The following is an 18,833-nucleotide window of genomic DNA, read 5'->3' on the forward strand; positions in this document are numbered from 1 at the left end:
ACTGAATAAGCCTTAAGAAATTTGAATACCGTATTGTTGTAACTGTTGCTGCAAGACCGTATAGCAGGCTGGCGATAATACTGCATCGACTGGCACCACCCAGATATCCTGCTTAAAATCGGGATATTGTTTCAGTAATGCCATAATCTTGACTGCGTCTTTTTCCGTGGTAATGATCGGATTGGCATCATCAAACTGTAGATCCTCAATGTCATAATCATGATGATCGGGAAATTCATGACACTGGAATTGTTCTATGCCCAGATTTTTCAGGGTCTGATAAAAGCGTTGCGGAAAACCGATTCCCACCACGGCATAAAAAGCCGACTGAGAATCGAAGATTTTATTGTTGTCTTGATTGAGTAGATAAGGCTGTGATGCAGCCAGATGCATATACAGCTCAGAACTTGGACTTGCCGAATGTTCAATTACCGTTCCTGTTTCCAAGCGTGTCACCGGTTCACGCAGATAGCCTTCCGGAAGCAGTTTTTGGTTGCCCAGACCGCGATTATTGTCCAGTACAATCCATTCAATCTGACGATTTAAAGCCCAGTGCTGCAAACCATCATCACAAATAATCAGATCCAACTGATGTCTTTGCAGTAACAGTTCAATACTTTTTTGCCGGTTTGGCCCTACGGCCATCGGCACGCCCGTCGCCTGTACAATCAAGGCAGGCTCATCACCGACGACCTCAGGCAAGGTATTAAAATCCACATAAGCCGGAAATGGACCTTTGCCGCCATAACCACGGCTAATCACCCCAACTTTTACACCTTGTTGAGTTAAATAATCAACCAGATGAATCAGCAAAGGGGTTTTACCACTACCACCGACAGTGATATTGCCAATCACCATGACCGGAACCGGAGCACTATAGCTTGTCTTGATCCCTTTCTGGTACAGCCAGCGATTGCTGACAAAACCTAAACGATACAAGCATGACAAAGGACGCAGCACCACCAGCCACTTTGCCTGTGCATTCCAAGCATCCTGAATGATTTGCGCCAATGCCATAACTTATTGTTCCTCAAAATTACGTTGATGCAGCTGATAATAAGCCCCATGCAATGCAATCAGTTCTGCATGAGTCCCTTGCTCGACAATACACCCCTGATCCATGACCACAATACGATCCGCATTTTCAATCGTCGATAAACGGTGTGCAATCACAATGGTTGTACGATCTTGCATGGCCTGATCAAAGGCACGCTGAATAAAGTATTCGGATTCATTATCCAGGGCACTGGTTGCTTCATCCAGAATCAGAATAGAGGCATTTTTCAAAATCGCACGTGCAATCGCGATGCGCTGACGCTGACCACCAGACAGATTTAAACCTTGAGCACCCAGTTGGGTATCATAACCTTTTGGCAGAGCCATAATAAAATCATGTGCATAAGCGGCTTTTGCTGCTGCAATAATATCTTCATCAGTCGCACCTTCGAGCTGACCATAGGCAATATTTTCCCGCACAGTCCGATTAAACAGCACCACTTGCTGATTCACCATCGCAATCTGGGTACGCAAGGCAGTCAGCTCAAAGTCTTCAATCGGTTTCTGATCCAGTAGAAGCTGACCTGACGTTGTATCCTGATAACGTACCAGCAAATTCACCAGTGAGCTTTTACCGGCACCGGAACGCCCAACCAGAGCAACCGTTTCACCAGCTTTTACCTCTAAATTAAAATCACGAATGGCATGATGACCATCATCATAAAACAGGTTGACATCTTTAAACTGAATATTACCTTTTAAGCTATCGCTTAAAGTCCCGGTATTTTTTTCTTCGGGCATGTCCAGCAATTCAAATACCGAATGCGCTGCGGCCATACCCCGTTGAATTTTTTCATTTATATCTGTTAAAGCCTTGATTGGTCTTGCCAACATGCCCGCAGCCGTAATATAAGCCACAAATTCACCGGCAGAGGTATCGCCAAGGATCTGTGGACGCAAGGCAATAAACATGACAATACTGAGTGAAATAGACATGATCAGCTGAACCACAGGACTGTTCAACTGCTGCACAGCGACCATTTTCAAGCCACGACGCAAGTTTTCCAGCGAGTTCTGTTTAAAGCGTTCCTGCTCATAACTTTGGCCGCCAAAACCCTTGACGATCAGGTTGGCATTGACCGTTTCCTGAACCACATGGTTGACATCCCCCATGGTGTCTTGCACTTGCTGTGACAGTTTACGCATCCGTCTAGCCGCCTTACTGATCACAAAGCCAATAACGGGTGCAAAAATTAGGATACACATGGTCAGACGCCAGTTGCTATATAGCAGATAGCCTAATAGCGCAATCGTAATCAAACCTTGTTGCAACAGGGTTCTTAACGCTTCTGTTGAGGCAGCGGTCAGTTGTTCCACGTTATACATGATCTTGGCAGTAATATGCCCGCTGGTATTGTCCAGATAATACTGAGACGGTAAACGCAGCAGTTTTGCAAAAACTTCCTGACGGATATTGAACACCAGATTACGGGAAATCACCGCAGTAAAATACCCCCCCATGAATAATCCCAGCCCACGAAAGAACATCAGGACAACCACTAAAAACGGGAAAAGCGAAGTGAAACTCTGGTCTTTGTCTTGAATGGCCTCAATAATATATTCCAGTAATTTAGCCACAGAAACTTCTGTAGCCGCATTAATAGAAAAACCGAGCAGGACAAGCAATCCGATGCCCCAAAAGGGTTTTAAATAACTTAAAAGGCGAAGATAGACCTTAAAATCGTGCTTCACTAATAACCTCGGGTAGGTACTTTGGTACTGATATTAATATTGACAAAGCCGAGCTGCCCGGCCACATCCATAACGCGAATCACGTCCTGATGGCTGGCTTTCGCGTCAGCGGCAATGACGAACATTAAATCACGGCGTTCATTAGAAATCTGTTTAATTGCAGTATTTAAATCTGCGACTTCTTTACTGGCCAAGGATTGACCATTGACTGCATAATGACCATTGGCATCCACAATCACTTCAACTTTCTGATCATAACTTTTAGGCGGAACACCCTGCGCATCTGGTAAGGTCAAGTTCATACGGCTCATTTGGCTAAATGTTGTCGATAACAGTAAAAAGACCAGAATAAACAGCAGACAATCAATCATAGGGGTCAGATTAATATGCACATCTTCAACCTGGTTGCGTTTGAATTTCATCATCCGCCTCCTAGCTGGCTTTTTGCATATCTTGGTCTATATCTGCAATATTGCGATAAAAAAGATCCGCATGAAACAAGGTCGCCTGCTGTTCAAGCTCCGCCACATATTCCTGAACCAGTCGCTGGAAGTAACGATGGGCAAAAAGTGCCGGAATCGCAATCAGCATCCCGGCTGCTGTGGTAATCAAGGCTTTGGAAATACCTGGCATCATCAATACCGGATCACTCCCAGTCCCCACATCGATCATCAGAAAAGATTCGATAATCCCAAGCACAGTCCCCAACAAACCCAGCAATGGCGCCACAGCACTTAAGGTTCCCAGAAAGTTAATATTCTTTTCCAGATAACCAATTTCCTGCGATGCCATCACTTCCATTTGTGCACGGGCATACTGTTCGCCCTGCGGCTTGCTGGCATAGCCTGCTGCAAATACCCGGCCTAAAGTACTGTGCTTCAATTCTGTACTTTGTTGAATTTTTTGCATGACTTGTGATGCATTTTGCACTGGACTCATCAGAAGTGTAGACGGAAGTACCGCTTTCCTCTTCAGGCGAATCAGGCGCTCGATCGAAATCGCCAACATAAAGATAGAACACAAGACCAGTGGCAGCATGAGCCAGCCACCCGCTTTAACCAATTCCCACATCTAATTTATTCCCCAATAAAAAAAATATATAAATTATTCATCTTCTAAAATAGAAAGAATGCCATCCAGCTCTTCTAAAGAATGATAACTAATGACTAATTTTCCTTTACCTTGTTTGTTATAGTCAATTTTCACATCAGCACTGAAACGCTCTGAAAGGCGCTGGGTCAATTGCTGAATATCCGGTGCAAGCGCTTGTTTTACTTTTTCTTGTTTAGGTGCATTAAAATCACGGACTAACTGCTCGGTTTGACGAACAGACAAGCTTTTTTCAATCACGATATCAGCGACTTTGAGCTGGTCTTTTGCCTTCAGTGTTAGAATCGCACGCGCATGCCCCATATCCAGCAGGCCTTGCTGCATAAAGTCTTTCACTTCTTCAGCCAGACTGAGCAGGCGAAGTAAGTTACTGACCGTAGTACGTGCCTTGCCGACTGTGTCTGCAATTTCCTGATGGCTTAAACCAAATTCTTCATGGAAACGTTGCAGAGCCATGGCCTGATCAATCGGATTCAGATCCTGACGTTGGATGTTTTCAATCAGAGCCAATGCAATCGCGACCTGATCCTGAAGTTCGCGCACAATCGCAGGAATTTCAGTCAGACCTGCCAACTGCGCTGCACGCCAACGACGTTCACCGGCAATAATTTCATAAGGATAGCGTTCGTCATCGACCGGACGAATCACAATCGGCTGCATAATGCCGTGTTTTTCAATCGATGCCGCCAGCTCTTGCAAGTCTTGCTCGTTGATATAACGGCGCGGCTGGTATTCACCGCGCTTGAGCAGGTTCACATCAATCTGTTTGAGCTGACCATGATCAAGACCTTGGGCTTCCATCTGTAATTTTTCTTTTTGAATTGAGCCTAGCAAGGCATCCAAGCCACGACCTTTAGCGAGTCCACGTTTCTTGACGGTCATGCTTTACTTCCTTTTTTCACTTTGCTTTTCTTTAATACTTCAGCTGCCAGATTTAAGTAAGCAACTGCACCCTTTGAGCTTTTTTCAAAATAAATCACCGGCAAACCGTGTGCTGGTGCTTCAGCCAGACGAATATTGCGTGGAATCACGGTGTCATACAGTTTTTTACCGAAATATTGTTCTAATTCTTCAGAGACATCACGGGTCAAGGCATTACGCGCATCATACATGGTACGTAATACACCGACTATTTGCAGGTCTGGATTCAATGCTTGCTGAATCCGATCGATGGTCTGGGTCAAATCAGCCAGACCTTCCAGTGCATAATATTCACACTGCATCGGAATCAGCACACCATCAACCGCTGCCAAAGCATTCACTGTAATCAGGCTCAGACTTGGCGCACAATCAACAATAATATAATCAAATGACTTTTCGACTTCTTGCAATGCATCACGCAGGATGAATTCACGTCCTTCTTGATCTGCAATTGCCAGCTCAACCCCAGCCAGATCACGGTTGGCACCCAGAACCTTATAACCGACCTCTGCCTTGGCGATCGCCGTTTCAATCGGCACTTCACCCAGCAATACATCGGTGACCGAATAGAGCAAGTCATTCTTTTGAATGCCCGACCCCATGGTTGCATTGCCTTGCGAATCCATATCGACCAGCAAAACGCGCTTTTTTAACACAGCTAAAGATGCCGCCAAATTTACTGCGGTTGTGGTTTTACCAACACCACCTTTTTGGTTTGCAATCGCAATAATTTGTGCCATGTTGCCCCCAATCCCTTTAAAATTCTTAAATACGTTTTAATAGCAGTAAATGACGCTGTTCGTCTAAGCGCGGAACTTTAAGTTCAATAATCTCACAACTAAATTCATTTTTTAAAGCAGTGACTTCATCTTCAGGAATTAAGCCTTTCATTGAGGCAATAATGGTCTGTTCATGCATATACGGTTTAGAGGCATCCACAAAGTCAGTCAGAGATGCAAACGCACGACTGGTAATCACATCAAATTGACCCAGCTCGTTAATGCTGTCTTCATTTTCTACACGCGTTTGCACCGCAATGACATTTTTAAGTTTCAGATCGGCAATAAACTGCTTCAGGAAACGAATTTTTTTACCGTTTGAATCGAGTAATACACATTCACGCTCGGGCTGACATAAAGCAATGATCATGCCCGGCATACCGCCACCCGTACCGATATCGAGCAGACGGCCCGCTGGCAGATCTTTTAGAATGCTGAGACTGTCCAGCAGATGCTTGACCAGCATTTCTTTCGGATCACGGATCGCAGTTAAATTATATGCTTTGTTCCACAGCACCAAAGCGTCCTGATACTTGAGTAATAAATTCAAAGCTTCTTCAGATAGCTCTAAACCCAAAGCCTGGCTACCCTGCTTTAGTTCTTGAAAAAACATGTGCATAAACAATCTACGCTCGAAAAAGTTAGGTGGAAGTATACCGTTTTCTATATCTTGTCATAGTAGGCAGTGCTTAGTGAATATTCACTTAAACAGACTTAGCTTCACGGATTGCCAAATCCAGTGCCGTTAAACGTTCAGGCGTACCGACATCTACCCAAATACCTGCCAGTTTAGAGGCAACCACTTGATGATTCAGCATCGCTGCCTTTAATAAAGGTGCCAAAGGACGCTTTCCAGCCTCTAAGCCTTCAAACATTTTTGGACTGATGACGGATACACCGCTAAAAGTCAGGTTTTCACCCTCGACCTGCTGATCAAAGGTATAAGCTTTCCCTTCTGCAAGGGTGAAATCACCCTCTGGATGTTGCTGCGGATTTTTGACCAAGACCAGATGTGCCAAATTATCGTTCAGATCAACATCTAATAAAGGTGCAAAATCCATTGTGGTCCAGACATCACCATTTAATAGGATAAAAGGCTGATTACCCAAAAGCGGCAAGGCATGAATGATCCCGCCTGCCGTTTCCAGACCTTCACCTTCATGTGACCACAGAATTTTTACGCCAAACTGTGAGCCATCGCCCAGGGCTTGTGCCAGTTTTTCACCGAGCCATGCAGTATTGATCACGATTTCAGTGACGCCAATCGCAGCCAGTTTCTCGATATGCCAGACAATCAGCGGCTTGCCACCGACTTCAAGCAAAGGCTTTGGGGTATGCAGCGTTAAAGGCCGCATACGATTACCGAGGCCTGCGGCTAAAATCATCGCTTTCATTTAGGCAGCCACCTCATATGAACCATATTTTGCTTCAAAAGCCGGCATCACTTTTTCATGCATAAACTGCATAAAAGGTTGTAATTCTGGATAAGGTTTAGATTCTTCTAATAAATACCACATCACCCGTGGTAAATCTTTTAAATAACCAGACTTACCATCACGTTCAAACAGACGCACAAAAATACCCAGAATTTTGATATGACGTTGAATCGCCATCATATCGGCATCTTTCTTGAATTGCTCAAAATCACGGTCTTCTTTGGCTGAGGCTGGCAATAAATTATAAAAGGCTTCAAACCAGTAATACACGCGATCTGCATTCCACTGTACATAAGCATCACGGGTAATCGAGATCAGATCGTAGGTATCCGCACCAATCACCGCATCCTGAAAATCAATCACCCCGAGTTCGGTTTCATTGTCAATTTTCATCAGATTACGGCTATGAAAATCACGATGCACAATCACTTGTGGCTGCGCCAGCGCTGCATTGGCAAGAATCGCAAAGCTACGTTTGATCAAGGCACTTTCTGATTCAGTCGGCTGGATTTTTAAGGCTGGCAACATCCAGTCAGTCAGCAGCTGCAATTCCGAGATCAGTTTTTCATAAGAGTATTCCGGAAAATGTCCTTCTCCAGCAATTGATTGCAGTTGAATCAGCTGCTTAAAGCTTTGCTCATAATAAGCATCCACCGTCTCTTCATTCAGCAGATTGGAAAGCAGGACATCGCCAAAATCTTCGAGCAGCAAAAAACCATTTTCCAGATCTTTGGCGACAATATGCGGAACACGCACGCCATGCGCATCAAAAAATTCATCAATCGTCACAAAAGGCACACAATCTTCTTTTTCTGGTGGTGCATCCATCAGCATAAATGTTTTATTATTCAGTTTGATTCGTGCATAACGACGGAAGCTGGCATCACCTGCTAAAAAATGAGTTTCAAATTGATCTGAACCGAGTACAGAGGCAATCCAAGATTGTATCAATTGTTCGCGTTGTGTATTCATTTGCAATTAATTCTAATACAGGCTGAGTTTTTAAAGTGCTAAGTGTAGCTACTTATCAACTTTTTCTCTATGATGCGACAATAATTAATTGCGATAAAAGCATGATTGGTTAATGAGACAAATGAAGCATCACTTTAAAATCAACCCTCTAGCGACTGCGATCTTAACCCTTTTATGTGGCAGCTCAGCCTCAAGCTATGCTGCATCAACTGTCTCATCCGATGTAAATGCAGAACAACTCAAACAGCGCATTAATGAGACCTATCCAGGTGAAGCATTCTTTTCACAATACTATGTCGATAAATCCTCGGCTGAAGCGCAGCAACGCCAGGGACAGTATTTAAGTTCGGCTTATTGTGAAGGTGCCTGGGTTACCCCGATCGCCCCAGATGCAGCGACTATTGTGCCAGACCAAGCCACCTCAACCATTACCGCCGATTATGGACATTACAATCCGGCAGGCGACTCCTATCTGGAAGGCAATGTGGTTATTGATCAGCAAGGTCGTCAAATCCGTGCCGAACGAGTGACCATTGATCAGACCCAGACCTATGCCAAAGCAGCAGGTCAGGTACAGTTAGCACAAGGCGGTCTGATCTCACAAAGTGATGATATTAATTATAATTTAAAAACCCAACAGGGCGATTTAAACAACAGTTTCTATATTGCAGAGCAGCAACATGCCCACGGTCGTGCAGAAAAGATTGCCAAAACATCGACTGATACCATAGAACTGGAAAATGCCACTTACTCTACCTGCCCGCCTGAGCAAAAGCCGACCTGGAAAATACAGGCAGAAAAGATCAAGCTGAATCAGGAAACCGGACGCGGTGAAACCCGCAATACCAAACTGTATGTCAAAGACGTTCCGGTATTGGCAATCCCTTATTTCAACTTCCCGATTGATGACCGCCGTACTACTGGCATTCTGACGCCAACTTTTGGTTTTACCAATGATGGCGGACTTGAACTCGGTGTTCCTGTTTATCTGAATTTGGCTCCACAGTACGATGCTACCCTCACTCCGCGCTATATTGGTGATCGTGGTGCCATGCTAGATGGCGAGTTCCGTTATTTGACAGAAAATTATGGTGAAGGTCGTATCTGGGGTGGCTATCTACCTTCGGATGAAAGTTATGATAATGAGGATCGTAAAAGCTTACATTACTTGCATAATTGGCAGATCAACGATCAGTTCTCGACCAATCTGGAATATAACTACGCCTCAGACAAAGATTACTTTGCCGACCTGGACAATAACCCGAACTCAAAAACTGACTTGAACCTGCGCCGCGCTTGGGAAGTCAATTATAAAAATGGTATTCCCGGCTTAAAGGCACAATTCAAAGTCGAAAATTTCCAGACACTCGATCCCACTGTACTGGATGAAGATCGTCCTTATGCACGTTTGCCGCAGCTTTTAGTCAATTATAAAACTGGCAATCCACTCGGATTACAGCTTGAGTTTAATAACGATACTGCTTATTTCCAGAAAGACCTGAGAAATTTTGCTGATATCCCTCAAAATGATAACAAGATTTATCAACCAAGTGGCACCCGCATCTATAACGACTTTTCGGTGCGTTATAATCACTATAACCCGTGGTCGTTTTTCATTCCGGAAGCATCTGTACGCAACATCAATACCTTCTATGATGAGAAAACCCGAGACCGTGGTGGTTCTAGTGAAAGCCAGTCCATTGTGGTGCCACAATTCACGCTGGACACCGGCTTAATTTTCGAAAAAGAAGGCACCTATTTACAGACCTTAACGCCTCGTCTGTTCTATGCCTATTCACCTTATGAAAACCAGCAAAATCAACCTAACTTTGATTCAGTCGTTGCTTCGATTAATTATGATCAGCTTTTCAGTGCGCGTCGCTTCTATGGTAACGACCGCTTGGAAGACAATAACTTTGCCTCTTTAGGCCTGAGTTATAGCCTGTTTAATGAAGAAGGTCTGGAACGCCTACGCGCGAGTGTCGGTCAAAGTTTCTTCTTTGAAGATCGCCGTGTCACACTGGAACAGGATGCAGACAAATTTGACCGTGAAAGCCATACAGGGCCTGTCATTCAGCTCACCAGCCAGCTATCGAATAATGTCCATGTCAATTTAAACTCCAGCTGGATGTCGAATGGTCAGAATGCGCAGCGTGATGTGCAGGTTTATTATACTGGCGATCAGGGCAATCTATACAACGTCGGCTATTTCTATCGTAAAGACATTCCGAACCGTCAAGACCGTTATGATCATATCGTCGGCTCCTTTATTCAGCCGCTTGCCAACAACTGGCGTCTGGTAGGACATGCGCAGTTTGACCTCGACAATAGTGTCGCACGAGAATATTTACTTGGGGTCAACTATGAGTCATGCTGTTGGGGAGTTTCTGTATATGGTCGTTCATATTACAATGACTTAGACGACGTTAATGATTCAAACGTCAAAGCCAAACGCGCAATTATGGCCGAGGTCAGCCTGAAAGGCTTAGGTGGGTTAAGCAGCAAACTCACCTCATTACTAGAAAATCGCATTCTAGGTTTTAACAATATCAATCAAACTTGGACAGAACGTTAATGAAGACAAAACAGTTAAAACAAATTTTTAAAGCGACTGCACTTGCGCTATGCCTTTCTTCAGCGATGACGACGTTTGCTGTTGCCCAACCTAAAGATGAAGTTGTAGCTGTGGTCGACAATAGTATCATTCTGCGTAGTGATCTGGCTCAAGGTGTGGCCGAGATTTCTCATCAGCTGCAAAAGCAAAATCAGACAGTTCCACCCCAACAATTTCTTGAGCAACAAGCCTTAGAGCAGCTCATTATTCGTCAGGCACAACTTGAACAAGTTAAACGCTACAATATTCGTCCCGATGAAAAATCCCTGAATGACGCAGTACTGAAAGTTGCACGCGATTCGGGCTCAACCAGTCTGGAAGCTTTTCAGCAAAAACTGGATGCCATGGCGCCCAATACCTATGCTTCTTTACGCAACCGTATTGCGGAAGATTTAGCGCTGAATCGCTTACGTCAACAAGTCGTGACTTCACGGATTCAAATCACAGACCAGGATGTTAAAAACTTCCTAAATACCCCGCAAGGTCAGGCTTTACTCGGCAGTCAGGTACATGTGCTGCATTTACGTGTAAGCGGCGAAAATGCTGAACAGATTGCTACACAGGTAAAGCAAGAGCTGAATAACAGCAATGATATTCAGGCGATCAGCAAAAAATACAGCACTAGCGGCATTAAAGTCGAAGCTGCTGACATGGGCGTGAGAAGCCTGTCAGAAATTCCGGCAGAACTGGCTGCACGTGTCACGACCCTACAGCCAGGTCAAACCTCTGAACTCATTCCGGTTGCTGATGGGGTACATGTACTCAAGCTACTAGAACGTAAAGGTGGCGAACAAAAAGCCCTGGTTCCTCAATACTTGACCCGTCACATCCTGATTCAACCCTCTGAAGTAGTCAGTCCGGAAAATGCCAAACAGATGATTGACAGTTTATATAGCCGCCTGCAACAAGGCGAAGATTTTACTGTTTTAGCTTCAACCTTCTCCAATGATACCGGTTCAGCACGTGATGGTGGCAGTCTTGGCTGGGTAAGCCCTGGGGTAATGGTGCCTGAGTTTGAACAGCAAATGAAAAGCACCCCAGTGGGGCAGTTCAGTAAACCGTTTCAATCCCAGTTTGGCTGGCATATCCTGCAAGTCAGCGAAACACGTCAACAGGATATGACAGAGGAATATCAAGAACGTATGGCCCGTCAATTACTTGGTGAACGTCAGTTTGATGCCGAGCTGGACAGCTGGTTACGTGAAACACGTAGCAATGCCTATGTAGAAATCAAAGATCCACAACTGGATCCTAAACGTAATCGTTAAGCCCAGATCCATTTTAAAAAGCCAGCGCTAGATTGCTGGCTTTTTAATTTTTATCCATGCAAAACTTACAGGCATAAAAAAACCTCTCGATGAGAGGTTTTTTTAATTTTCAGACTCGATTAACGATTATTTTCGTCGTCTTGAGTATCTTCAAATTTAGTATCGTTGTCAAAGCCAGCGCCTTGACCACCAAAGCCACCTTGACCACCGAAGCCAGCACCTTGACCGCCACCGAAGCCGCCTTGACCACCAAAGCCACCACCTTGACCACCAAAGCCAGCGCCTTGACCGCCACCGAAGCCACCTTGACCACCAAAGCCAGCACCTTGACCGCCACCGAAGCCACCTTGACCACCGAAGCCAGCGCCTTGACCGCCACCGAAACCACCAGTAGCACCTTGACCGCCAAAGCCAGCACCTTGTGGACCAGCAGGCGCACCAGCAGGACGAGGATTACGTGCAGGCACTACAGTTGAAATTGCATGCTTATAAACCATTTGGCTTACTGTATTTTTTAATAAAACCACGTATTGGTCGAAAGACTCGATATGACCTTGTAATTTAATACCGTTTACCAGGAAGATAGATACTGGGATACGTTCCTTACGGAGAGAATTCAAGAATGGATCTTGTAAAGTTTGACCTTTAGACATGTTATAACTCCAAAAAAAAATTAAAAATCAGCGCAAAAACTATCTCTATTTTTCAATTAAAAATTATAAAAAAGATAGTCCCTAAATTTTGCTTTATCCGTGACAGTTTCGCAAGTCTTGTTGAGCCTGCTGTAGCGTAAAATATGTTGTAAATTTATGCTTTTCTTGCAAAGACCTCAGCCACGTATATTGACGTTTTGCAAGTTGTCGTGTCGCAAATAAAGCTTTATCCTCCATTTCCTGTTGCTTTTCCTTGGTTTTGTCAGCATTTTTTAAGAATTCTATAGCTTGACGGTAACCTACCGAACGCATAGAAGGTAGATTTTCATTAAAATCGTATTTTTCAATTAAACTAACAACTTCATTTAAAAAACCGTTTTTCCACATCATTTGCAGACGTTGTTCAATACGCCCGTGTAATTCTAACCGATCTGGCATAAGTGCATAGTTATAAAAACTGTAACGATATGGTAAATTTTTAGGTTGCTCTGCCTGTAGTTTTGTAATCGGCTCACCGGTCAGTTTAAACACTTCTAAGGCACGAATAATACGCTGCTTGTCACTAACCTTGAATTTCTCCGCAGCAACGGGATCTACGGCACTTAATTCTGCATAAACAGTCTCCCAACCTTCTCGCTCGCCTTTGGCTTCAATTTCAGCACGAATCGTATAGTCGGCACTGGGCAGATTATCTGACAACCCCTCAAGTAAGGCTTTAAAATACAGCATGGTTCCGCCCACCAATATCGGTGTTTTACCACGTGCATGAATATCATCAATTAACCGGCAAGCATCTTCAACAAAGTTTGCCGCAGAATAGACTTCAAGCGGACTGATAATATCGATCAGATGGTGCGGATAGCGCGCCAGTTCCTCTTTAGAAGGCTTGGCTGTTCCAATATCCATTTCCCGATAAACCAGCGCAGAATCGACTGAAATCAGCTCGAATTTTCCCTGCTCATACAGCTCACATGCCAAAGCGGTTTTGCCACTTGCAGTTGGCCCCATTAAATTGATGACCGGCAATTGATTGGACATGTAAAACTACTCTCCTCGAGCAAAAAGTTTGTCTAGTTTATTCAATGGAAAAGCGCGCCAAGTCGGACGGCCATGATTACATTGACTGGCAAATTCAGTGTGTTCCATCTGACGCAGTAAAGCATTCATTTCAGACAGGCTTAAAATGCGATGCGCACGTACTGCACCATGACAGGCCATACCTGCCAGAATCTGGTCACGTTTCTGCAATAGACCCTGTACCTGATCATTCGGATCCAGATCATTTAACAGCTCGGGAATCAGTGCATCAAAATCTGCTTTGTGCAAAATGGCAGGTACGCCACGCACAATCACCTGTTCATCACCATACTGGTCAATTTCAAGCCCCAAACGCATTAACTGCTCTTTGAGTTCTTCGACCCGCATCGCCTGCATTCGAGTGATGTTGACCACTTTGGGAATCAGCAATTGCTGTGATGTCCAGAATTCAGGTTTATCCCAAGCCGATTTCATTTGCTGCAAGACAATCCGCTCATGTGCTGCATGCATATCCACAATGATCAGCCCTTCGGTATTTTGTGCCAGAATATAAATCCCATGTAACTGGGCAATCGCAATCCCGAGTGGATGTTCATCGACTTTGGCCTGTATATGACTTTGCAAGGCTTGCTCTGCAACTTGTGGCTCATAGGCAGACGCTTGATCACGCAGCGGTGCCAGATAGCTTTGCAGGGCATTATTCAGCTGCTGCGAGCCTGCATAAGACGCATTATAGTCTCGTGCATAATGTACCGTTTGCGGCCGCGAAGATTCAAAGTCGGTCAGGACATCCGATGCCTCATTTTCATCTTTAGCAGCTACAGGTAGGTTAGAGGATAATTGCTGCTGCGCATGCGCAGTCTGGTGCAGGCTAAACTGTTCCTGATAACGCGGTTGCGGTACAAGTGCAACAGGTTCATCATCAACTTTCATCGCAGTTGCTAAATCAGCAGTTGCCGTCTGGAATTGTGCCAGAGTTTCTTTGGCATAATGCCGTACAAACTCATGTACTTCACGCTGATTCAGAAAGCGAATTTCATGCTTAGTGGGATGGACATTGACATCAACATTTTCAGGATCAACTTCTAAAAACAGCAAATAAGCCGCATGTTGATGGCCATGCAAAATGCCATCATAAGCCATCCGCAAGGCATGAGAAATGGTTTTGTCTTTGACAATCCGGCCATTGACATAGACATATTGCAAGTCGGCCTGTGCACGCGCATCTGAGGGATGACCAAGCCAGCCTGATAAACGCATGTTTATACTGTCAGCATCGATCCAATAAGCATTTTCAGTGAACTGACGACCCAATAACTGCTGTACCCGCTGGAAACGTAAAGCACCGCTGTCCGCCACGGGTAAATTCAGCTTGATGCTTTCATTATGTTCCAGCACAAACCGGATATCAAAATGCGTCAGTGCCATACGGCGTACAATTTCTTCAATGTGGCCAAATTCAGTGCCCGGTTTCTTTAAGAATTTACGCCGCGCAGGCACATTAAAAAATAAATCCTGAACCCGGATATGCGTCCCTTTCGAAGCCGCGACCGCTTGAATCTGCTGATGATCAAAAGCCGTACCGTTTACTTCTACCTGATAACCAATGCCATCCTCATTTTGACTGCTGATCATGGTCAGGCGTGAGACTGCTGCAATCGATGCCAGCGCTTCTCCACGAAAGCCTAAACTGCTGATCGCATACAGCTCATCGGCACTCTGGATTTTGCTGGTGGCATGACGCATGACGGCCAATGCCAGGTCTTCAGCATGAATACCACGGCCGTTATCCATAATTTCAATTAAGGTACTGCCACCCTGTTCCACCCGGATGATCAGCTCGGTCGCACCCGCATCAATCGAGTTTTCCAGTAATTCCTTGACCACGGATGCCGGACGTTCAATCACCTCACCTGCAGCAATCTGGTTGGCCAGCGCAGGATCAAGGGCACGGATACGGCGCAGGCTTAAATCATTCGACATGTGAAAATTGACGCTCCAAAGCCTCTCGCAAAGCAAGATTAGAGGAAATCAGGCTTGCAGTACGGGTCAGTTCATCTTCAGATTTTAAAATTTCAATAATCAGGTCAGCTTGCGGAATTTCATCGCCACCTTTGGAGGGCCATTCAAATAAAAATAGCGCATTCGGAGTTTCCAGATAATCCCGGATTCCCATCAATTCGAGTTCATAGGGGTCATTCAGACGGTACAGGTCAAAGTGAAAAATATCCTGCCCATTGATCTGATACGGTTCGACCAGCGTATAAGTCGGACTTTTCACCGAACCTTGATGACCCAGCTGTTGCAAATAATAGCGCGTTAAGGTCGTTTTTCCTGCCCCCAAATCACCGATCAGATATACGACTCCCGCAGGGAAATTTTCGGCCAGAACCTTGGCCAGTTTCTGGGTATCGTCTTCATGATTTAAAGTGACATTAAATGAATAAGGCATATTACTCACGACATGATGCAAAAGAATAAATATGATAGCATCGCCACGCTTTAAAAGCCTATTCACCTGTGTGAGAAACTGTATTTTTTCACCATTTCTGTTTCTGAGAGGTTGATCTGCCTGCCATGCATCCGACTGTTGAGTTTAATCCGCCCATGTTAAATGGGGTCAGTGCCAGTAAAGTGTTCTTGCAGGATAGTCTAGATGCACCCCCGACAGTTTTTGCTTATTTATGCACGCAATTTGCGCATATCGCAGCAGATGAATGGCAAGCCCGTTTCGCCAAAGGTCTGGTCTATGATGCGCAGGGCCATCAATTAAGCACAGAAAGTCCATTTCAGGCCAATAGTCATTGTTTTTATTATCGATTTTTGGCACATGAAGTGCATGTTCCTTTTCAACATCAGATTTTATTTGAAAATGAGCATTTCATGGTGATCGATAAACCGCACTTTTTGACCATGAGTCCGACCGGTCAGTATGTACAGGAAACCTTGCTGGTTCGTCTCAAAAAACAAACAGGCAATGAACATTTAACACCGATTCACCGGCTAGACCGTGAAACGGCCGGCGTGGTTCTCATTTCAAAATATGTAGAATCTCGTGGCCTGTATCAACAGATGTTTGCCACACGGCAAGTGCAGAAGACCTACCATGCGATTGCAGCATACAAGGCTGATTTAGAATTTCCATTGATCACACGATTAAGAATGGAAAAAGGTCAGCCCTTCTATACCATGCAGGTGGTCAACGGCGAAGCCAATAGCGAAACGGCAATCCAGCTGTTAGAACATAATAAAGAATGGGCCAAATATGAACTGAAACCACACACTGGCAAACAGCACCAATTACGCGTGCACTTGAATCATCTCGGTATTCCAATTCAGAATGATCCGTTTTATCCACGGATAGCGCACAAAGCCGAAGATGATTTTTCTGCCCCTTTAAGCTTATTGGCCCAACATATTCAATTCATCGATCCGATCACGCAAAAAAGCATGAATTTCAGCTCCAGACTTGAATTGACACTGTAAATCGCTTGTCATTACAGATTATTTTCTAAAATCGGTCGCTTTAAGATTGAATTTCAAACGTAATTGATTAGAATAAAGGCGAAAAGTTAAGTAATTTAAAGCTTTAAAAATATTATGAGAAAAACTGAAGTTTATCAAATTCGCTTGGACTCGCAAGAGAAGAAACAAGCCTTTGCGGTATTTAAGCAATTGGGGATTACGCCAGCTCAGGCCGTGCGTCTTTTTTTCAAACAGGTGGTGATTACCAAATCGATCCCCTTCTCGATTGAAAACCAGAATATTAATCTGGAACAACTGATCCGACTGCGCAAACTGAAGCAAAATGAGATCCAGAATGGGCAAAGCAGCTTGCCAAATTCAACACTCAATTCTCTGGATGATCAGGAAATCCAGCTCGATGATGATCATCTGGATTTATTTGAAGAACTGAATGCCATTTTAGGTGAAAGCGACAAAATTTAACATTGTTGCATTTCCGAACAATTTCTAAAGCCGGCCACTGACAAACTTCGCTATGCTTGATGCTGATAATGAATAAAAAATTAGCATGGAGGATGCAATGCTCGTACGACGCGCTCAATCAGCAGACCTGAATCAGCTTGCGATATTATTCGATGAATATCGACAATTTTATGGCACCTCCTCTAACCCCGAACTCTCCTACCAATTTTTAAAACAACGTTTTGAAGATGGACAGACCGTCATTTTCATTAATACCAAAGATGATACTTTTACCGGCTTTATTATCCTGTATCTGGGTTTTTCTTCGGTGGCCTGCTCGACCTATTATATTCTGGATGATGTCTATATCACCCCGATATTTCGGCGTCAGGGTGCAGCCAGACAACTGATTGATACCGCAATTTTATTTGCCAAACATGAACAGGCCTTAAGAATTACCCTGGAAACCCAAAAGAACAATTACCAATCGCATGAATTGTATGAATCTATGGGATTTATTAAGGATAATGAGTTTCAGACCTATCATTGTTTCCTGAGATAAAATCTGATCGTTCAAATAAACTTGAGAAGAATAACTCAATTATTCTTCTGAACGGAATTTTGCCAAAGCCACCTGTTCTGCATTTAAATAGATCCATTCTCCTTCAGCCAGCTCAGGCAGAGCCAAAGCACCAATTTGAGCACGATGCAATTGCTCGACTTTATTTCCGACGGCTGCCAGCATGCGTTTCACCTGATGATATACCCCTTGATGAATGCTCATTTGCAGACGGCTTTCAGACAGACGTATCACTTCAGTGGCTGCAAAAATACCTTTTTCATTGCGTAGCTCAACGCCTTGTTCCAGTTGCTGTAGCTGAGCATCAGTGACTGGATCTGCCGTTTGCATTTGATAAACTTTGGCCACATGTTTTTTCGGATGTGTTAATGCTTGCAGAAACTGGCCATCATCAGTCAGCAATAACAGTCCGGTGGTGTCCTGATCCAGACGACCCACGCATTGAATGCCACGATTCAGCAGCATCTCATCAAACAGATCAAACACACTAAAATGATGCGTGGCCTGATGCGAACACTCATAGTCCTGCGGTTTGTTTAAAGCGATATAGACTTTCTCTCGATAGCGATGGGCCTTGCCATAGACCTCGAAGTCTAAATCATTCAAATCCAGTTTATGTTTGGGATGATCAATCACTTCATTCTGGATGGAAACAGCACCATTTTTAATCAGTTGCTGACAATGCTTGCGGGAGCCGAAACCTTGTGACTGCAACATTTTTTCCAATAGCATCTGCTTAAACCTGTATCGCGTGAAGAGTTGTGCATTCTATCCTGAAACACACCTA

At 44.3% G+C, this 18,833-nt stretch carries 19 protein-coding genes; 5 read left to right on the forward strand and 14 right to left on the reverse strand.

Annotated elements, in window-relative coordinates; all coding sequences use genetic code 11:
• Window positions 1-12 precede the first annotated feature (12 nt).
• The 9 genes from lpxK to KT990_RS00560 form a co-directional block, all read right to left on the reverse strand.
• Window positions 13-1,017: a tetraacyldisaccharide 4'-kinase gene (lpxK, locus tag KT990_RS00520; RefSeq protein ID WP_180049101.1), complete on the reverse strand. Its 1,005-nt coding sequence runs from the start codon at window positions 1,015-1,017 to the stop codon at window positions 13-15.
• Window positions 1,018-1,020: 3 nt separating this feature from the next.
• On the reverse strand, window positions 1,021-2,748 hold the full coding sequence (gene msbA, locus KT990_RS00525) for a lipid A export permease/ATP-binding protein MsbA (RefSeq protein ID WP_005097331.1): 1,728 nt from the start codon (window positions 2,746-2,748) through the stop codon (window positions 1,021-1,023).
• On the reverse strand, window positions 2,748-3,170 hold the full coding sequence (locus tag KT990_RS00530; protein WP_004278885.1) for an ExbD/TolR family protein: 423 nt from the start codon (window positions 3,168-3,170) through the stop codon (window positions 2,748-2,750). Before KT990_RS00530 ends, msbA begins: the two co-directional genes overlap by 1 nt.
• A gap of 10 nt (window positions 3,171-3,180) precedes the next feature.
• Window positions 3,181-3,819 carry a MotA/TolQ/ExbB proton channel family protein gene (locus tag KT990_RS00535; RefSeq protein WP_005097334.1) on the reverse strand — a complete coding sequence of 213 codons (639 nt, stop codon included), beginning with the start codon at window positions 3,817-3,819 and terminating at the stop codon, window positions 3,181-3,183.
• 33 nt (window positions 3,820-3,852) lie between these two features.
• Complete coding sequence (locus tag KT990_RS00540; RefSeq protein ID WP_005097335.1) at window positions 3,853-4,740, reverse strand: ParB/RepB/Spo0J family partition protein; 888 nt, start codon at window positions 4,738-4,740, stop codon at window positions 3,853-3,855.
• Window positions 4,737-5,519, reverse strand: a complete 783-nt coding sequence (locus KT990_RS00545) for a ParA family protein (protein ID WP_005170377.1) — start codon at window positions 5,517-5,519, stop codon at window positions 4,737-4,739. The genes KT990_RS00540 and KT990_RS00545 overlap by 4 nt, the downstream gene beginning before the upstream one ends.
• Before the next feature lie 25 nt (window positions 5,520-5,544).
• Window positions 5,545-6,177, reverse strand: coding sequence for a 16S rRNA (guanine(527)-N(7))-methyltransferase RsmG (gene rsmG / locus KT990_RS00550; RefSeq protein ID WP_005097338.1), 633 nt, complete (start codon window positions 6,175-6,177; stop codon window positions 5,545-5,547).
• Between the two features lie 85 nt (window positions 6,178-6,262).
• Window positions 6,263-6,952 carry an N-acetylmuramate alpha-1-phosphate uridylyltransferase MurU gene (gene murU / locus KT990_RS00555; RefSeq protein ID WP_218208951.1) on the reverse strand — a complete coding sequence of 230 codons (690 nt, stop codon included), beginning with the start codon at window positions 6,950-6,952 and terminating at the stop codon, window positions 6,263-6,265.
• Complete coding sequence (locus KT990_RS00560) at window positions 6,953-7,966, reverse strand: aminoglycoside phosphotransferase family protein (protein ID WP_218208952.1); 1,014 nt, start codon at window positions 7,964-7,966, stop codon at window positions 6,953-6,955.
• Window positions 7,967-8,087: 121 nt separating this feature from the next.
• Here KT990_RS00560 and KT990_RS00565 point away from each other — a divergent pair, with 121 nt between their 5' ends.
• Together KT990_RS00565 and KT990_RS00570 are read left to right on the forward strand one after the other, a co-directional pair.
• Window positions 8,088-10,541 (forward strand): LPS-assembly protein LptD, encoded by a 2,454-nt coding sequence (locus KT990_RS00565; protein WP_218209363.1) that lies wholly within the window; start codon window positions 8,088-8,090, stop codon window positions 10,539-10,541.
• Window positions 10,541-11,848 (forward strand): peptidylprolyl isomerase, encoded by a 1,308-nt coding sequence (locus KT990_RS00570; protein ID WP_005170365.1) that lies wholly within the window; start codon window positions 10,541-10,543, stop codon window positions 11,846-11,848. Before KT990_RS00565 ends, KT990_RS00570 begins: the two co-directional genes overlap by 1 nt.
• A 119-nt stretch (window positions 11,849-11,967) precedes the next feature.
• Here KT990_RS00570 and hfq read toward each other — a convergent pair whose 3' ends face one another.
• The 4 genes from hfq to tsaE form a co-directional block, all read right to left on the reverse strand.
• Window positions 11,968-12,501: an RNA chaperone Hfq gene (gene hfq / locus KT990_RS00575; protein ID WP_074383259.1), complete on the reverse strand. Its 534-nt coding sequence runs from the start codon at window positions 12,499-12,501 to the stop codon at window positions 11,968-11,970.
• A gap of 93 nt (window positions 12,502-12,594) precedes the next feature.
• Window positions 12,595-13,539 (reverse strand): tRNA (adenosine(37)-N6)-dimethylallyltransferase MiaA, encoded by a 945-nt coding sequence (gene miaA, locus KT990_RS00580; protein ID WP_005097348.1) that lies wholly within the window; start codon window positions 13,537-13,539, stop codon window positions 12,595-12,597.
• A gap of 6 nt (window positions 13,540-13,545) precedes the next feature.
• On the reverse strand, window positions 13,546-15,522 hold the full coding sequence (gene mutL / locus KT990_RS00585) for a DNA mismatch repair endonuclease MutL (RefSeq protein ID WP_005170358.1): 1,977 nt from the start codon (window positions 15,520-15,522) through the stop codon (window positions 13,546-13,548).
• A complete protein-coding gene (tsaE, locus tag KT990_RS00590) occupies window positions 15,512-15,991 on the reverse strand; it encodes a tRNA (adenosine(37)-N6)-threonylcarbamoyltransferase complex ATPase subunit type 1 TsaE (RefSeq protein WP_005097351.1) in 480 nt (159 codons plus the stop codon). Before tsaE ends, mutL begins: the two co-directional genes overlap by 11 nt.
• Before the next feature lie 125 nt (window positions 15,992-16,116).
• On the opposite strand from tsaE, the gene KT990_RS00595 reads away from it, so the two are divergent.
• From KT990_RS00595 to KT990_RS00605, 3 genes are all read left to right on the forward strand, one after another.
• Entirely contained in the window at window positions 16,117-17,025 is a 909-nt protein-coding gene (locus tag KT990_RS00595) for a pseudouridine synthase (protein WP_005097353.1), read from the forward strand.
• 114 nt (window positions 17,026-17,139) lie between these two features.
• A complete protein-coding gene (locus KT990_RS00600) occupies window positions 17,140-17,487 on the forward strand; it encodes a type II toxin-antitoxin system RelB/DinJ family antitoxin (protein WP_005097354.1) in 348 nt (115 codons plus the stop codon).
• A 97-nt stretch (window positions 17,488-17,584) separates the two neighbouring features.
• Complete coding sequence (locus KT990_RS00605; protein WP_005097355.1) at window positions 17,585-18,028, forward strand: GNAT family N-acetyltransferase; 444 nt, start codon at window positions 17,585-17,587, stop codon at window positions 18,026-18,028.
• Between the two features lie 39 nt (window positions 18,029-18,067).
• Here KT990_RS00605 and KT990_RS00610 read toward each other — a convergent pair whose 3' ends face one another.
• Entirely contained in the window at window positions 18,068-18,778 is a 711-nt protein-coding gene (locus KT990_RS00610) for a pseudouridine synthase (protein WP_005097357.1), read from the reverse strand.
• Window positions 18,779-18,833 lie beyond the last annotated feature (55 nt).

This window comes from Acinetobacter sp. F9, assembly GCF_019195275.1.
GTDB lineage: Bacteria > Pseudomonadota > Gammaproteobacteria > Pseudomonadales > Moraxellaceae > Acinetobacter > Acinetobacter pseudolwoffii.

Coding starts and splice junctions, on each gene's coding strand:
- KT990_RS00570 (WP_005170365.1), top strand. CDS start 10,541: ATGAAGACAAAACAGTTAAAACAAATTTTTAAAGCGACTGCACTTGCG.
- miaA (WP_005097348.1), bottom strand. CDS start 13,539: ATGTCCAATCAATTGCCGGTCATCAATTTAATGGGGCCAACTGCAAGT.
- KT990_RS00530 (WP_004278885.1), bottom strand. CDS start 3,170: ATGAAATTCAAACGCAACCAGGTTGAAGATGTGCATATTAATCTGACC.
- KT990_RS00560 (WP_218208952.1), bottom strand. CDS start 7,966: ATGAATACACAACGCGAACAATTGATACAATCTTGGATTGCCTCTGTA.
- KT990_RS00605 (WP_005097355.1), top strand. CDS start 17,585: ATGCTCGTACGACGCGCTCAATCAGCAGACCTGAATCAGCTTGCGATA.
- KT990_RS00540 (WP_005097335.1), bottom strand. CDS start 4,740: ATGACCGTCAAGAAACGTGGACTCGCTAAAGGTCGTGGCTTGGATGCC.
- KT990_RS00535 (WP_005097334.1), bottom strand. CDS start 3,819: ATGTGGGAATTGGTTAAAGCGGGTGGCTGGCTCATGCTGCCACTGGTC.
- KT990_RS00545 (WP_005170377.1), bottom strand. CDS start 5,519: ATGGCACAAATTATTGCGATTGCAAACCAAAAAGGTGGTGTTGGTAAA.
- lpxK (WP_180049101.1), bottom strand. CDS start 1,017: ATGGCATTGGCGCAAATCATTCAGGATGCTTGGAATGCACAGGCAAAG.
- mutL (WP_005170358.1), bottom strand. CDS start 15,522: ATGTCGAATGATTTAAGCCTGCGCCGTATCCGTGCCCTTGATCCTGCG.
- tsaE (WP_005097351.1), bottom strand. CDS start 15,991: ATGCCTTATTCATTTAATGTCACTTTAAATCATGAAGACGATACCCAG.
- KT990_RS00610 (WP_005097357.1), bottom strand. CDS start 18,778: ATGCTATTGGAAAAAATGTTGCAGTCACAAGGTTTCGGCTCCCGCAAG.
- KT990_RS00565 (WP_218209363.1), top strand. CDS start 8,088: ATGAAGCATCACTTTAAAATCAACCCTCTAGCGACTGCGATCTTAACC.
- KT990_RS00600 (WP_005097354.1), top strand. CDS start 17,140: ATGAGAAAAACTGAAGTTTATCAAATTCGCTTGGACTCGCAAGAGAAG.
- hfq (WP_074383259.1), bottom strand. CDS start 12,501: ATGTCTAAAGGTCAAACTTTACAAGATCCATTCTTGAATTCTCTCCGT.
- murU (WP_218208951.1), bottom strand. CDS start 6,952: ATGAAAGCGATGATTTTAGCCGCAGGCCTCGGTAATCGTATGCGGCCT.
- KT990_RS00595 (WP_005097353.1), top strand. CDS start 16,117: ATGCATCCGACTGTTGAGTTTAATCCGCCCATGTTAAATGGGGTCAGT.
- rsmG (WP_005097338.1), bottom strand. CDS start 6,177: ATGCACATGTTTTTTCAAGAACTAAAGCAGGGTAGCCAGGCTTTGGGT.